The 13,974-nt window shown below is 60.3% G+C and carries 13 protein-coding genes and 1 other RNA gene; 10 read left to right on the top strand and 4 right to left on the bottom strand.

Annotation, left to right across the window (positions count from 1 at the left end):
- Window positions 1–170 precede the first annotated feature (170 nt).
- Window positions 171–1,580, top strand: coding sequence for an FAD-linked oxidase C-terminal domain-containing protein (locus tag ASD32_RS15060; protein WP_060638846.1), 1,410 nt, complete (start codon window positions 171–173; stop codon window positions 1,578–1,580).
- 81 nt (window positions 1,581–1,661) lie between these two features.
- Entirely contained in the window at window positions 1,662–5,471 is a 3,810-nt protein-coding gene (locus ASD32_RS15065) for an AsmA-like C-terminal region-containing protein (protein ID WP_082546779.1), read from the top strand.
- A gap of 50 nt (window positions 5,472–5,521) precedes the next feature.
- Here ASD32_RS15065 and ASD32_RS15070 read toward each other — a convergent pair whose 3' ends face one another.
- The 4 genes from ASD32_RS15070 to ssrA form a co-directional block, all read right to left on the bottom strand.
- Window positions 5,522–5,737, bottom strand: coding sequence for a ribbon-helix-helix domain-containing protein (locus ASD32_RS15070; protein ID WP_060638847.1), 216 nt, complete (start codon window positions 5,735–5,737; stop codon window positions 5,522–5,524).
- Window positions 5,738–5,841: 104 nt separating this feature from the next.
- Window positions 5,842–6,045 (bottom strand): DUF4169 family protein, encoded by a 204-nt coding sequence (locus ASD32_RS15075; RefSeq protein ID WP_060638848.1) that lies wholly within the window; start codon window positions 6,043–6,045, stop codon window positions 5,842–5,844.
- Between the two features lie 25 nt (window positions 6,046–6,070).
- Entirely contained in the window at window positions 6,071–6,601 is a 531-nt protein-coding gene (locus ASD32_RS15080) for an SspB family protein (RefSeq protein ID WP_060638849.1), read from the bottom strand.
- Window positions 6,602–6,754: 153 nt separating this feature from the next.
- Window positions 6,755–7,132: a transfer-messenger RNA gene (gene ssrA, locus ASD32_RS15085) on the bottom strand.
- A 196-nt stretch (window positions 7,133–7,328) separates the two neighbouring features.
- On the opposite strand from ssrA, the gene ASD32_RS15090 reads away from it, so the two are divergent.
- From ASD32_RS15090 to ASD32_RS15125, 8 genes are all read left to right on the top strand, one after another.
- Complete coding sequence (locus ASD32_RS15090) at window positions 7,329–8,123, top strand: thymidylate synthase (RefSeq protein ID WP_060638850.1); 795 nt, start codon at window positions 7,329–7,331, stop codon at window positions 8,121–8,123.
- A 62-nt stretch (window positions 8,124–8,185) separates the two neighbouring features.
- Entirely contained in the window at window positions 8,186–8,791 is a 606-nt protein-coding gene (locus ASD32_RS15095; RefSeq protein WP_060638851.1) for a glutathione S-transferase family protein, read from the top strand.
- Window positions 8,784–9,299: a dihydrofolate reductase gene (locus ASD32_RS15100; RefSeq protein ID WP_060638904.1), complete on the top strand. Its 516-nt coding sequence runs from the start codon at window positions 8,784–8,786 to the stop codon at window positions 9,297–9,299. The genes ASD32_RS15095 and ASD32_RS15100 overlap by 8 nt, the downstream gene beginning before the upstream one ends.
- Before the next feature lie 151 nt (window positions 9,300–9,450).
- A complete protein-coding gene (gene hflK / locus ASD32_RS15105; RefSeq protein WP_060638852.1) occupies window positions 9,451–10,569 on the top strand; it encodes an FtsH protease activity modulator HflK in 1,119 nt (372 codons plus the stop codon).
- Window positions 10,569–11,486 (top strand): protease modulator HflC, encoded by a 918-nt coding sequence (locus tag ASD32_RS15110; protein WP_060638853.1) that lies wholly within the window; start codon window positions 10,569–10,571, stop codon window positions 11,484–11,486. The genes hflK and ASD32_RS15110 overlap by 1 nt, the downstream gene beginning before the upstream one ends.
- 8 nt (window positions 11,487–11,494) lie before the next feature.
- Window positions 11,495–11,680, top strand: coding sequence for a DUF2065 domain-containing protein (locus tag ASD32_RS15115; RefSeq protein WP_060638854.1), 186 nt, complete (start codon window positions 11,495–11,497; stop codon window positions 11,678–11,680).
- A 3-nt stretch (window positions 11,681–11,683) separates the two neighbouring features.
- Window positions 11,684–12,070: an ACT domain-containing protein gene (locus ASD32_RS15120; RefSeq protein WP_060638855.1), complete on the top strand. Its 387-nt coding sequence runs from the start codon at window positions 11,684–11,686 to the stop codon at window positions 12,068–12,070.
- Between the two features lie 190 nt (window positions 12,071–12,260).
- On the top strand, window positions 12,261–13,790 hold the full coding sequence (locus ASD32_RS15125; protein WP_060638905.1) for a DegQ family serine endoprotease: 1,530 nt from the start codon (window positions 12,261–12,263) through the stop codon (window positions 13,788–13,790).
- The last annotated feature ends 184 nt before the right edge of the window (window positions 13,791–13,974 follow it).

Genomic DNA, 13,974 nt, shown 5'->3' on the forward strand with positions numbered 1-13,974 from the left:
CTGCACAGGCTATTTCTCCCCTGTGTCCGGACTGTCTCAGTTTGTCGCAATTCTTTGCTAAACCCGTCACTTACCAGATGAGGTTCTGGACAAAGTGATTCCGATTTGCACAGTAGAGCGTTGAAATCTAAGAATTTCCGCAGAACGAGGCGGAAGTTCGGGGGAGAGGCATGGCACTGAAGGCGATCAAGGCGGGCAGCCGCAACGAAACCGGCATTACAGCCGCATTGCAGCTGTTGAATGCGCGGTTCGGCGATCGATTCCAGACCGGCGAGGCCATTCGTGCCCAGCATGCCCATTCGACCACCTACATCCCGGCGCAACTGCCGGACGGCGTGGTTTTTCCTGATAGCGCGCAGGAGGTCGAGGCCATCGTCGCGATTGCCAGCGAACACGGTGTTCCGCTGATCGCCTTTGGCACCGGCTCGTCGCTGGAAGGTCATATCAACGCACCGCATGGCGGCATCAGCGTTGACATGAGCCGCATGGACAAGGTGCTGGAGGTCAACGCCAGCGACTTCGATTGCACGGTGGAGCCGGGTATCACCCGCGAAGCGCTGAACGTCTATCTGCGCGATACCGGTCTGTTCTTTCCGATCGATCCTGGCGCCAATGCCTCGATCGGCGGCATGGCCTCCACCCGAGCGTCCGGCACCAATGCCGTGCGCTATGGCACGATGAAGGACAATGTTCTGGCCGTGACGGCGGTAACAGCCGGGGGCAGGCAAATCCGCACCGCGCACCGCGCCAAGAAATCATCGGCCGGTTACGATCTGACCCGCCTGTTCGTCGGGGCGGAGGGCACGCTGGGTATCCTGACCTCGGTCACGTTGAAGCTGCAGGGCATTCCCGAAATGATCGCCGGCGGCGTCTGCGCGTTTCCCTCGGTTGGCGATGCCTGCAATACGGTAATCCTCACCATCCAGTCGGGCATTCCGGTGGCGCGTATCGAACTGCTCGATGCCTTGCAGATGAAGGCGAGCAACGCCTATTCGGGGCTTTCCTTTGCTGAAGCTCCGACATTGTTCGTCGAGTTTCACGGTAATGCCGAGAGCGTCGCCCTGCAGTCCAGGCAATTCGCCGAGATCGCGGCGGAATTCGGCAGTTCGCCATTCCAATGGACGGCCAATACCGAGGAACGCAATGCGCTGTGGAAGGCGCGGCACGATGCCTATTGGGCACAAAAGAGTTTGGCACCGGGGCTGGCCATTCTCTCCACCGATGTCTGCGTGCCGATTTCGCGGCTCGCCGATTGCGTCGAGGAAACGCATGAGGACATCGCCGCGCACAACCTGATCGCCCCGATCGTCGGCCATGCGGGCGACGGAAATTTTCATGTCGGTCTATTGTTCGACGACAAGAACAATGCCGATATTGCGACGGCGGAAGCCTTTGTGGAGCGGCTGAATGCGCGGGCACTGGCCATGGACGGCACCTGCACCGGCGAGCATGGCATCGGCCAGGGCAAGATGCCGTTTCTGCAGGCCGAGCTTGGGGACACGCTGGATCTGATGCGCCAGATCAAGCGCGCGCTCGATCCCGGCAATATCTTCAATCCCGGCAAGATTTTTAACATGTGAAAATGGTGGGTGGGTGTTAAGGAGTGGTAGGGCCGATAATGGTGCTGTCTTCCCCGTTCGAATGGATAGGATTTCCAACTGGTGCTTTCGCGAATTCTGGTCTTTGTCGGTGGTCTCCTGGTCGTGGCGCTGTTTGCCGCGCTTATTGCGCCACTGTTCGTGGATTGGACCGATTTCCGCAAAGATTTCGAGCGTGAGGCGACCCGGATCATGGGCAAGCCTGTGGTCGTCCATGGCAGCGTCGATGCCCGGCTCATTCCCTTTCCCTCGGTGACGCTCAACGATGTGCGCGTCGGCCAGTCCGAAACCGGTGAGCCGCTGATCCAGGTCGAGCATTTTTCGATGGATGCCGAGCTTGCACCTTTCCTGTCCGGCGAAGCCCTGATCTTCGACATGCGGCTGGAGCAGCCCAAGGCGAAGATCCGGCTTCTGCCCGACGGTACGCTCGACTGGGCGCGTGGCCGCAGGGCCTCCATCCCGGCAAAAACTGTCATTTTGGAAAATGTCGCCATCACCGGCGGCCAGATCGATTTCATCGACGAGCAGACGGGCCGCACCCGGCGCGTTACCGGGCTTGAGGCCGATCTGTCGGCGCGCTCGCTCGCCGGTCCCTGGAAGATGGAAGGCCGTGCAGCGCTGGATGGCGAAGCCGGTAGCTTTGCCTTTTCCAGCAGCGAAGCCGATGAGACCGGCACACTCGGCCTACGCTCGCGGCTAACACCCGACAAGCGGCCCTTCGGCGTCGAACTCGACGGCGACCTGAAGATCGTCGATTTCAAGCCGGTCTATCAGGGCAAGTTCACGTTGACGGAAACCAGGCCGGCGGAAGCGCAGAAGCCGCAGGACAATTCGGCCGCATTGCGGGTGACCGGCGGGTTCGAGCTCACCAATGAACGCATTCGTGTTCCCGATTACCGCCTCGAGATCGGCCCCAAGGACGATCCGTATCTGGTGACGGGCGAGGCGACGCTCGATACCGGCAAGGACCAGGAATTTCTACTTCTGGCCGATGGCCAGCAGATCGACGTCAGCCGCATCGGCAATGCCGGGGCTGCCGGCAAGACCGGCCGCGATCCGGCCATCTCGGTGCGCCAGCGGCTTGCGGCGATCATGGCGATCGCAGCCGATATTCCGATACCGCAGGTGCCGGGGCGGGCAAGCCTGAAACTGCCAGCCATCGTCATCGGCGACACGACGGTGCGCGACGTGCGTCTGGACCTGCGGCCCGACGGTGTTGGATGGATGGTGGACAACGCGGTGGCACAATTGCCCGGCCGCACGCAATTTGAAGCCAAGGGGCGGTTGCAGCTGACGGGTCTTCGCGCGTTTCGCGGCGAGATGCTGGTGGCCTCCAACCAGCCTTCGGGGCTGGCCACCTGGCTTGCAGGCTCCGTCGATCCGGCCATCCGCAAATTGAAGACCGCCGGCTTTTCGGCAACGGTCAACCTCACGGATAGTTTGCAGCAGTTCGAGCGGCTGGAAGTGGCGGCCGGTCCTGCGGTGCTGCGCGGCCGTATCGAACGGCAGGCGCTGGAGGGCTCGCCGCCCAACCTGTCTTTGCAGCTCAATGGCAACAGCATCGATCTGGAAGCGCTGCAGGCGCTGGCAGGCCTGGTGGCCGGCGACGCTTCCACCGGGACGCTTCTGTCGCACACGATCGCGGCCGACCTTTCGGCAGACAAGTTTTCCGCGTTCGGCGAGGATGCGAGCGACGTTCAGCTGGTGGCCACACTGAAGAACGGCCAGTTGCAGGCCGAGCGCGTGTCGATCGGCGACATCGCCGGTACGCAGCTGGCGCTGTCCGGCCGCATGGGGGGCGACATGACCGCGCCCGTCATCTCGGCCAAGATGAAGCTGGCATCGCCGGATCTCACGCCTTTCCTCAAAATGATCGAGCGCCATGCCGAAGCGCATCCGGCGCTGGAACGGCTGGTGAAAAGCGCCCCCTATTACAGCAATGCGGCGCTGGACCTGACCCTGTCTTCCGGCAGCCAGGACGGCAAGGCTCCGGTGACATTCGGCATTATCGGCTCGGCCAACGGCACCAAGATCGCTGCCAATTATCAGGCGCCTGATATTACGCAGGCTCTTGCGGGGCAGGGCATTCTCCTGGAAGCGACGATGGAAAATCCGTCGGCGCCGGTTCTGCTCGGCCAGGTCGGTTTCGACCCCTTGCCGTTCGATGCCGACGAGAACGCCATCCTGTCGGTCAAGCTGCAAGGCACCGATGGCCAGAAGGCCAATGCCGGGCTGACATTCACGACGGCGCGCACGGCGTTTTCGGCCAATGGCGATATCGATCTGTCGCGGGATCATTTTCTGTCCGGTCAATCGAAGATTTCGCTGGAAAGCCAGGATTTCGAGCCGTTCCTTCTCCTGCAGGGGATCGGCCTGCCGCAGATGGGCACGGGCCTGCCGCTGGCGCTCAAGGCAGATGTCGTCACGACGCCGGATGCGGTGACCCTTTCGGCAATCGATGGAAGGGCTGATGGAAACGCATTTTCGGGCAGCTTTGCGATCGACCGGAAAACGCCGGGCAAGGCGACCGGCCAGATCGCACTCGACGCACTCGATATGGCATGGGTGGGCGAGGGTATCCTCGGCACCGTGCAGGATGGAGCAAGCGGCGATCTGTCATCCTCGCCCGTGGTCCAGCCGGCCTGGAGCGGGTTCGATATTGCCGTTGATGTCTCCGCCAAGCGTTTCTGGCCCGGCGTTTACGGGGCCGTTTCCGATATGTCGGGCAAGCTTTTATGGAAAGGCGACCAGGTCTCGATCGATACGCTCTCGGGCAATTGGCTGGGCGGAAAGATCGATGGGCGCCTTTTGCTCGGCAATGGCGATGGCTCCGGCTTCTTCCAGACGCGGCTGAACCTTAAGGACGGAGATCTGGCGGCGGCGGTATGGAAAACCGGTGGCGCGGCGGTCGCAGAGGGAAAATTCGACCTGACGATCGCCATCGAGGCATCCGGAAAGACGGCAAAGGCGATGGCGGAATCGGCAAGCGGCTCGGGGAACGCCACCTTGCGCGATACCGTCGTGCATGGGCTGAACAGCGCTGCGCTACCGGACATCATGGCGGCTGCGGATGGCATCCAGGGCGATATTACGCCTGCCTCCGTGACGCCATTGGCCGAGAACTCCGTCTTTTCAGGGCAGACGCCCTTGGGAGCCGTGACGGTGCCGTTCAGCATTGCCGGCGGAACGTTGCGGGCTCAGAACATTACCTCGGGGGACGGTGCTGCCAATTTCTCGGGAAATCTGGAGGTCAGCTTTCCCGACGAACGGATGACAGGCGACCTCACGGTCGATTTTCTGCCCGGTGAAAATGCGCTGACGGGTGCGGAGGCGCAGGTCAATCTTGAATTTGCCGGGCTCCTGCATTCGCCCGGCCTGACATTCGATGCCACCGACCTGTCGAACTTCCTGTCGCTCAGGGCCTTCGAGCGCGAGCGCCGCCGGGTCGAGACGCTGCAGGCAAATGTTTTGGAAAAGCAGCGGCTGCGGCGCGAAGTGGCGCTCTACAAGGCCAATGCCACGGAGCGCGAAGCCGCACGCCTGCGCGCTGTCGAGGAGCAGCGCCGGCGCGAGATGGCGGCGCGTGAGGCCGCGCGGCAAAAGGCAGAGGCTGATGCCAAGGCGCAGGCCGACAAGAAGGCCGCTGAAGACGCGGCCGCCGCAAAAGCTGCCCAGGACGCGGCAAAAAGAGCCGAAGAACAGAAAAGCCGGAGCCTTTTGCCGTTCGATCCAAACGGCGGAGCGATTGGCGGCGAGGAATTCACCGCACCACAGGGCGGCACCCAACAGCAGCCAGCCGGGCAGCCGCCTTCTATCCAGACCCCGCAGCAGGGTCTGAATTTCGAAGCCTTGCCGGGTGTGCGGCCGCAATAGGGTTTTGGAGCGTCACGCACAAAGCGGCGCCAGCGATAGGTGCTGAAGGCTCACGTCCGCTCAGTCTTGATCCAGGCCAGAACATGCAGCCGCAGCGCCGAGGAGAGGTTGCTGTCTGTGGGCCGCATGTCGTCGATCTCGGCAATGAGTTGCGCAAGCGGGATCTGCCTCACCTCGGCGATCACTTTCAATTCCTGCCAGAACGGCTCTTCCAGCGAAAAACTGGTGCGGTGGCCATGCAGGGTCGCCGAATGCTTGCGGATCACACCATGCCTCAGAAATTGATTCAGCTTTGTCTGAAAGTGAGTCCGGAAATTCCGCTTATCTGTTGATTTTAACAGAAATTACCGTTTGCCCGACAGAGATGCGATCACTCGCCTTTGTCCGGTCCAACGGGTTTCTCGCGCTTTCCCTGATCAAGCGCCTTGCTGGCCTTGTCGTTCAGCGTCTGCGTCAGCTGTTTTTCGGCTTTCGTCCGGCCGAAGGAAATCCGGTTCTGATCGGCCGTCCTGTCCTTCTCCGTCCGCGCCTTCTGCTTGCGGAACTGACGGAGATTGACGACGTCGCCGGTCATGATGAGCCTGTCCGAATTTAGGTTTTCAGTTCTTCTTGCGGAAAGAGTCCAGCGACACCACGGAGCCGCCTTCCTTCTTGCCGTCATCGCCAGTCTTGCCATTGTCCGCCGTCAGGACTTCGCTGTCCTGCTCAGCCGATTTTTCCACGGCAGCGACCGGATAGGCGGTAATCTCGGCGGTTTCTTCCTCGTCGAAGGCCGCAACGTCGAATTCAAGCTCGAAATTGACGGACGGATCGTAAAAGCCGCGGATCGCGTTGAACGGGATAACCAGCTTTTCCGGCGTGTCGGAGAAGGACAGGCCGATCTCGAACAGGGTTTCGGTGACCTTCAGATCCCAGAACTGATGCTGAACGACGATCGTCATCTGCTCGGCATATTTTGCCTTCAAATGCTGGGAAATGCGCACGCCGGGCGCGCCGGTGAGGAATGTGATGAAGAAATGATGATCTCCGGGAAGGGCGCCGGTGGCTGCGACTTCGATCAGGACCTTGCGAATGACGCTGCGAAGCGCATCCTGTGCCAGAATGTCGTAGCGGATATGGTCTTGGCCCATAAGATCCCCGTCTTTCTTGTAACTCAACTCAGTCACACTTATGCCATTTGCTCTGTACGCAGAAAAGTCCTGCCATACGAGTCATTTGCATCTTCTATAGACCATTTCAAGGCAACCGAGAAGGCGGGACGATGCGGGGGGAGAGTGGAGAGAAGTGGAGGTTTCTGTTGCCAGGTACCTCCGAACCCCGCCTTACGGTGCGAACCGGAAGGACTTGATTTGAAGTGTCACACTGCGATTAAGCAGCGAGACGAGCTTCCGCATAGTTGTCGTTTGCAACTACAATTTTAGCCCGATAACGGTGGTACAATGCCGAGCAAAAAGTCGATCTTTACGCCCTTGTCGATCCTATTTCGCCCCCATCAAAAACCGGTCTTTGATATCTGACATTCTCATGCCAGACCGGTTTTTGGTGGAGGCGCCGGGTACCGCCCCCGGGTCCAATAGGTTTATTTCATCGCCTGTTTATCGCCATAGCCGCCCGAAGACGGCAACTGTCATATAGGTCTTAAACTGCGACAAGAAAAGGGCCTTTTCGAAAATACAGTCGCGCCTGTCCAAGCGCCGGGGCCAGGCGGCTTGGGACATGCCTATCAGGCGCCGGAAACCAGTGGCGTTCAAAACCCGCGCCGCTTTGGAAAGGGACTGGGGAAACCGAGGAATTACCGATTGGTTCGCTGCCGCCTTGCGCTTATTTTACCGCGAAACGAATCGGCGGCGGACCCTCATGAAACAGTATCTCGACCTCTTGCGTCATGTGATGGAGACGGGCTCAGACCGTGGCGATCGCACCGGCACTGGGACACGCTCGGTCTTCGGCTATCAGATGCGTTTTGATCTGGCCGACGGCTTCCCGGTGCTGACCACCAAGAAGCTGCATCTGAAATCCATCATCCATGAGCTGCTCTGGTTCCTGAAGGGCGATACCAATATTGCCTATCTGAAGGAAAACGGCGTCAACATTTGGGACGAATGGGCCGATGCCAACGGTGATCTCGGGCCGGTCTACGGCTATCAATGGCGCTCCTGGCCAACCCATGACGGCCGTCACCTCGACCAGATCGTTGACCTCATCGAAGGACTGAAGAAAAACCCGAATTCGCGCCGCCATATCGTTTCGGCCTGGAATCCGGCGCTGATTGCGGAGATGGCGCTGCCGCCCTGCCACTGCCTGTTCCAGTTCTACGTGTCGGACGGCAAGCTCTCCTGCCAGCTCTATCAGCGGTCCGGCGACGTGTTCCTCGGGGTGCCCTTCAACATTGCCTCCTACGCGCTTTTGACGCTGATGGTGGCGCAGGTCTGCGGTCTTCAGCCTGGCGATTTCGTGCATACGTTCGGCGATACACATATCTATCACAACCATTTCGACCAGGTGCGCGAGCAACTGGCGCGCACGCCCAAGGCCTTGCCGAAGATGGTCATCAATCCGGATGTAAAGGATCTGTTTTCCTTTCGATTTGAAGACTTTGAGCTTGTTGGCTACCAGCCTGATTCACATATTAAGGCGCCGGTTGCTGTCTAACCGCAATGATGACACTGTGCGGGCACAGGATGACCTGAGGTTGAACGGTCGAGGAGGACCCCATGCTGACGTTGATCCATGCACCACAATCGCGTTCGTCGCGCATCATCTGGCTGCTTGAGGAACTGGGGGCGGAATACGATATCCGCTATGTCTCCATCCGCCGCTGGGATGGCTCCGGCGGGCCGGACGAGAACAATCCGCATCCGCACAAACAGGTGCCGGCGCTTTTGCACAATGGGGCTCTGATCACCGAATCAACGGCAGTCGTGCAATATCTGGCCGAACTCTATCCGCAGTCGGAACTCGGCCGTCCGCCGGGTCATCCGGAACGGGGCGCCTATCTGTCATGGCTTGCCTATTATGCCGGCGTGATCGAGCCGGGCGGCAGCGCCTTCCTGTCCGGCGTTGCAGCCAAACATCCCCCGCTTTTGAAGGTCTACGAGGACATGTGCACGCATGTAATCGAGACGCTGACGAAGCAGCCCTTTCTGCTCGGCAATACGGCGAGCGCGGTCGATCTCCTGCTCGTCAGCGCGCTGACATGGATGCGCAAGCTGTTGCCGGATAGTCCTGTGGTCGATGAGTATATTCAGTCGATGACGTCACGCCCGGCGCTTGCCCGGGCACGTGCCATCGACGTCAAGCCGGATGGATTTCATGACTGAACCGACTATCAGCATCGTCGTTGCGGTGTCCGCCAATGGCGTGATCGGCCGCGACGGCGGCCTGCCGTGGCATCTGCCGAGCGATCTCAAGCGTTTCAAGGCACTGACGCTCGGCAAGCCGGTGATCATGGGGCGCAAGACCTGGGCCTCGATCGGACGGCCGCTTCCGGGGCGCCCCAATATCGTCATCAGCCGCGACGCGGATTTTGCAGCGCAGGGTGCCATTGCAGTCCAGTCGCTGGAAGCGGCGCTTGCCGAAGCGCGCAGACGTGCGGCTGATCTCGGCGTCGATGAGGTCTGCGTGATCGGCGGTGGCGAGATCTACCGTCAGGCAATCGATCTTGCCGATATCCTGCATATCACGACGGTCGCTGCGGAGGTCGAAGGCGATACCCGGTTTCCGGCAATCGACCCCTCTGTTTTCGAAAAGATCGTCGATGAACCGCTGCCGCAGGGGGAAAAGGACAGTCATGCCATGCATTTCTCCACCTGGAGGCGGAAAAGCTGAGCAATGCTAACTATTTTGCCGGATTTACGGTGAAGTTGGATGCATCGCGTTGAAAGCCGTTCTGGACATACCTATAACGGGTTCACATCATGGCTCGCGGCAGGTCTTGCGGAGCATTGATCACGGAATTTTTTCTATAGAAGAGGTATGAATGCCCTGGAGCAATCAGAACGGCGGCGGCGGTGGTCCTTGGGGCGGCGGCGGCGGTGGAAACAAGGGTCCCTGGGGCCAGGGGCCGAACCGGCCGCGTGGCGGCGGCGGCGGTGGCCGTGGCAATGGCGGCCCTCCGGATCTCGAGGAAATTTTCCGCCGGGGGCAGGACCAGCTGAAAAGCGTGGTTCCGGGCGGTTTTAACGGCGGTGTCGTCGCGATCATCGGCCTTTTGATTGTCGGTTTCGTGCTGATGAATTCGATCTACACCGTCCAACCGGACGAGCGTGGCGTCGAAATGCGCTTCGGCAAGCCGAAGGACGAGATTTCCATGCCGGGCCTGCACTATCATTTCTGGCCGCTTGAAACGGTCGAGATGGTCAAGATTACCGAGCAGCAGCAGAATATCGGCAGCCGGGCAGGCGCGGGCGACCAGGCCGGCAGCGGCCTGATGCTTTCGGGCGACCAGAACATCGTCAATGTTCAGTTCTCCGTGCTGTTTTCCGTGACCGATCCCAAGGCTTATCTCTTCAACGTCGAAGATCCGTCCGACACGCTGATGCAGGTCGCCGAAAGCGCCATGCGCGAAGTCGTCGGCCGCCGTCCGGCGCAGGACATCTTCCGCGACAACCGTCAGGCGATTGCCGCCGACGTGAAGACGACGATCCAGGCGACGATGGACACCTATGGTGCCGGCGTCTCCGTCAATACGGTCGCCATCGAAGACGCAGCACCGCCGCGTGAAGTGGCTGATGCGTTCGACGAAGTGCAGCGTGCCGAGCAGGACGAAGACCGCTTCGTTGAAGAAGCCAACCAGTACGCCAACCAGGTTCTCGGCCGGGCGCGTGGTCAGTCGGCACAGTTGCGCGAAGAAGCGGCCGCCTACAAGGACCGCGTCGTCAAGGAGGCACAGGGTGAGGCGCAGCGCTTCGTCTCCGTCTATGACGCCTATTCGAAAGCGCCGGACGTGACCCGCAAGCGGCTTTATCTCGAAACCATGCAGGGCGTTCTCGGCAAGTCCAAGAAGGTCATTCTCGATGACAAGAACGGCCAGGGCGTCATGCCTTATCTGCCGCTCACCGAAATCGGCAAGCCCGTTCAGTCGGGAGGGGCCCAGTAATGACCAATCGTCTTCCCTATATTCTCATCGGCCTGGCACTGGTGCTGATGGCGGTTTATTCCTCCGTGTTCATCGTCAACCAGCGCCAGCAGGCCATCGTCGTGCGCTTCGGTCAGATCAAGGACGTCAAGACCGAGCCCGGCCTGTACTTCAAGCTGCCGTTCGCCTTCATGGACGCCGACCGCGTTCAGTACGTCGAAAAGCAGGCTCTGCGCTTCGACCTCGACAATATCCGCGTTCAGGTTTCCGGCGGCAAGTTCTATGAAGTCGATGCCTTCGTGATCTACAAGATCGCCGATGCCCGCCGCTTCCGCGAAACGGTTTCGGGCGATCGCGCCTCGGCCGAATCGCGCCTTCGCACCCGTCTCGACGCCTCGCTGCGCCGGGTCTACGGTCTGCGCGGCTTTGAATCGGCCCTGTCGGAAGAGCGTGCATCGATGATGCGCGAAGTCCGCGCCGATCTGAAGACCGACGCCGAATCGCTCGGCCTCAACATCGAGGACGTCCGCATTCAGCGCACGGACCTGACGCAGGAAGTCTCGCAGCAGACTTACGAGCGGATGAAGGCAGAACGTCTGGCGGAAGCCGAACTGATCCGCGCCCGTGGTAACGAAAAGGGCCAGACCCGCCGCGCCGTTGCCGACCGTCAGGTTGTCGAGTTCGTTGCCGAAGCGCAGCGTGATTCGGAAATCCTGCGCGGTGAGGGCGAAGCCGAACGGACCGCCGTGTTTGCCGATGCGTTTTCGCGTGATCCGCAGTTCTTCGAGTTCTACCGCTCAATGACCGCCTATGATCAGGCGATCGGCAGCCCGGACACGACACTCGTCCTATCGCCGGACTCGGAATTCTTCCGTTATTTCAACAACTCCAGTGGTGTGCCCACGCCATCGGCCGCTCAGCCTGCTGCAGGAAACTGATTGGCAAAATGAGTGACTTTCTGACGGGAATTGCTTTTTTCCTGATCATCGAGGGGCTAGTGTACGCACTGGCCCCTTTGGTTTTGGTGGAAATGGCGAAGCGTTTGCCCCATATACCAGAGCAACAGTTACGGCTGTTCGGGCTCGTTTCCGTCGGTATCGGCGTCGCACTTGTCTGGATGGTGCGAGGATAAGACATGACACAAAAGCTGCTCATTCGACTGGTGGACGCGGAATATGCGATCACAAGGCTCAATATCGGAACGCCATTGCCGGACTGGCTGCCGGGCGCCGGCTTCTGGGCCGTCTCCAGTTCGCGCGAGGAGATGACGCTGGTCTGCCGTGCAGCCCGCATTCCCTCCAGCGTCCAGTCCTCTGGCGGCTGGCGCTGTTTCCGCATCGAGCAGCATTTTACCTTCGATGTTCCCGGCATCCTGGCCTCGGTGCTCAATCCTCTTTCCGAGGCCGGCGTCGGCATCTTTGCCAACTCCACCTTCAGCACAGATTACATCTTCATCATCGGTTCCGACCTGGACAAGGCCGTTGCGGCGTTGGAAGCCTATGGTCACGAATTGATGAATTGACGGCCGGGTGACGCAAGCCTGATGGCGCTAACGAAAAGATGACTGGACGCGTCCCAAATCCGCCTTATCTTCGCACAGATTATACGCCACCTATGAACGGCATCGAGAGGGTTTAAAGACAACCTGAAGGTGTGATCGTTCCTAGGGAGACTTTTTGCCTGCCTTCCCAAATCGAGAGGACCCCATGGGCTTGTCCATCCGCGCTTCCTTCTTCCGGTCCGTCACGCTCGCCGCCAGTGCTGCCCTGCTGATGACTTCCGTGCCCGTCCTGTCCGTCGCGCATGCGCAGACCAAGGCGCCGGTACCGACAGCGCAGGGCCCAGAATCGGTTGCCGATCTCGCCGCCGGCCTGCTCGATGCGGTCGTCAATATCTCCACCTCGCAGAAGGTGAAGAATGACGACCAGGCGCCGATGCCGCAGGTTCCCGAGGGATCGCCGTTCCAGGATTTCTTCGACGAGTTCTTCAAGGGCCAGGGCGGCGAGGGCGGTGGCCGCCAGCGCACCGTCGATTCGCTCGGCTCCGGCTTCGTCATCGATCCCTCCGGCATCATCGTCACCAACAATCACGTGATCGAGGGCGCCGACGATATCGAGGTCAATTTCGCCAACGGCTCCAAGCTCAAGGCCAAGCTGATCGGCACCGACACCAAGACCGACCTTGCCGTCTTGAAGGTCGAACCGGTACGTCCTTTAACGGCGGTTCCGATCGGGGATTCCAAGCAGATGCGGATCGGCGACTGGGTGATGGCGATCGGCAATCCGTTTGGGCTGGGCGGCACGGTGACGGTCGGCATCATCTCGGCGCGCGGGCGTAACATCAATGCCGGCCCCTATGACAATTTCATTCAGACCGATGCGGCGATCAACAAGGGTAATTCCGGCGGCCCGCTCTTCAATATGAAGGGTGAGGTCATCGGCATCAACACGGCGATCATTTCGCCGACCGGCGGCTCGATCGGTATCGGTTTCTCGGTTCCGACCGAACTTGCCAGCAATGTCATTTCGCAGTTGCGCGAGTTCGGCGAAACCCATCGCGGCTGGCTTGGCGTCCGCATCCAGCCGGTCACGGCCGATATTGCCGAAAGCCTGAAGATGGAAACGCCGAAGGGCGCGCTTGTGGCCGGGATCATCCAGGGCGGCCCCGTCGCCAATGGCGAGATCAAGTCGGGCGATGTGATCCTGAAATTCGATGGCCGCGATGTCGTCGAGATGCGCGATCTGCCGCGCGCCGTTGCCGAAAGCCCGGTGGGCAAGGCAGTCGATGTGGTCATCGTGCGCGATGGCAAGGAGATGACCGTCAAGGTGACGCTCGGCCGTCTGGAAGATGGCGAGAACCTGGCCGAGGCGGAAACAGCCAAGCCCGCGCAATCCGACGAGGGCACGGACCAGGCCGAACCGCCAGCGGCCGAGCTTCCGGCGTCCGACGTGGTGCTCGGCATGAAGCTTGCGCTTCTCGATACCGATAGCCGCAAGACCTATGGCATTTCCGAGGATGTCGAGGGTGTCGTCATTGCCGACGTCCAGCCGCAATCGGCCGCCGCCGAACGGCGCATTGCCTCCGGCGACGTGATCGTCGAGATCGGCCAGGAAGCGATGAAGACGCCGGAAGACGTTTCGGCGCGGATCGAGGAGTTGAAGGCGGATGGGCGCCGCAATGCGCTGCTGATGATCGCCAACAAGACCGGCGAATTGCGGTTTGTCACCGTACGGATGGAATAGGGTTTACGGAATTGGAAGGCGGGAAAGGTACGCCAGACTGCTGACGACGTCATTTTTGTCGGCTTTTTGCAGTTCATTTTGGACATATGCGGTTCGCAAACTCTCCGTCATTCCTGTGCTTGTCACAGGAATCCAGCCAGCTCAAGTCCTTGAGCTGAAAGAGTCTTTTGACCCGACGGACGTC

The organism is Rhizobium sp. Root483D2, assembly GCF_001426685.1.
GTDB lineage: Bacteria > Pseudomonadota > Alphaproteobacteria > Rhizobiales > Rhizobiaceae > Pararhizobium > Pararhizobium qamdonense.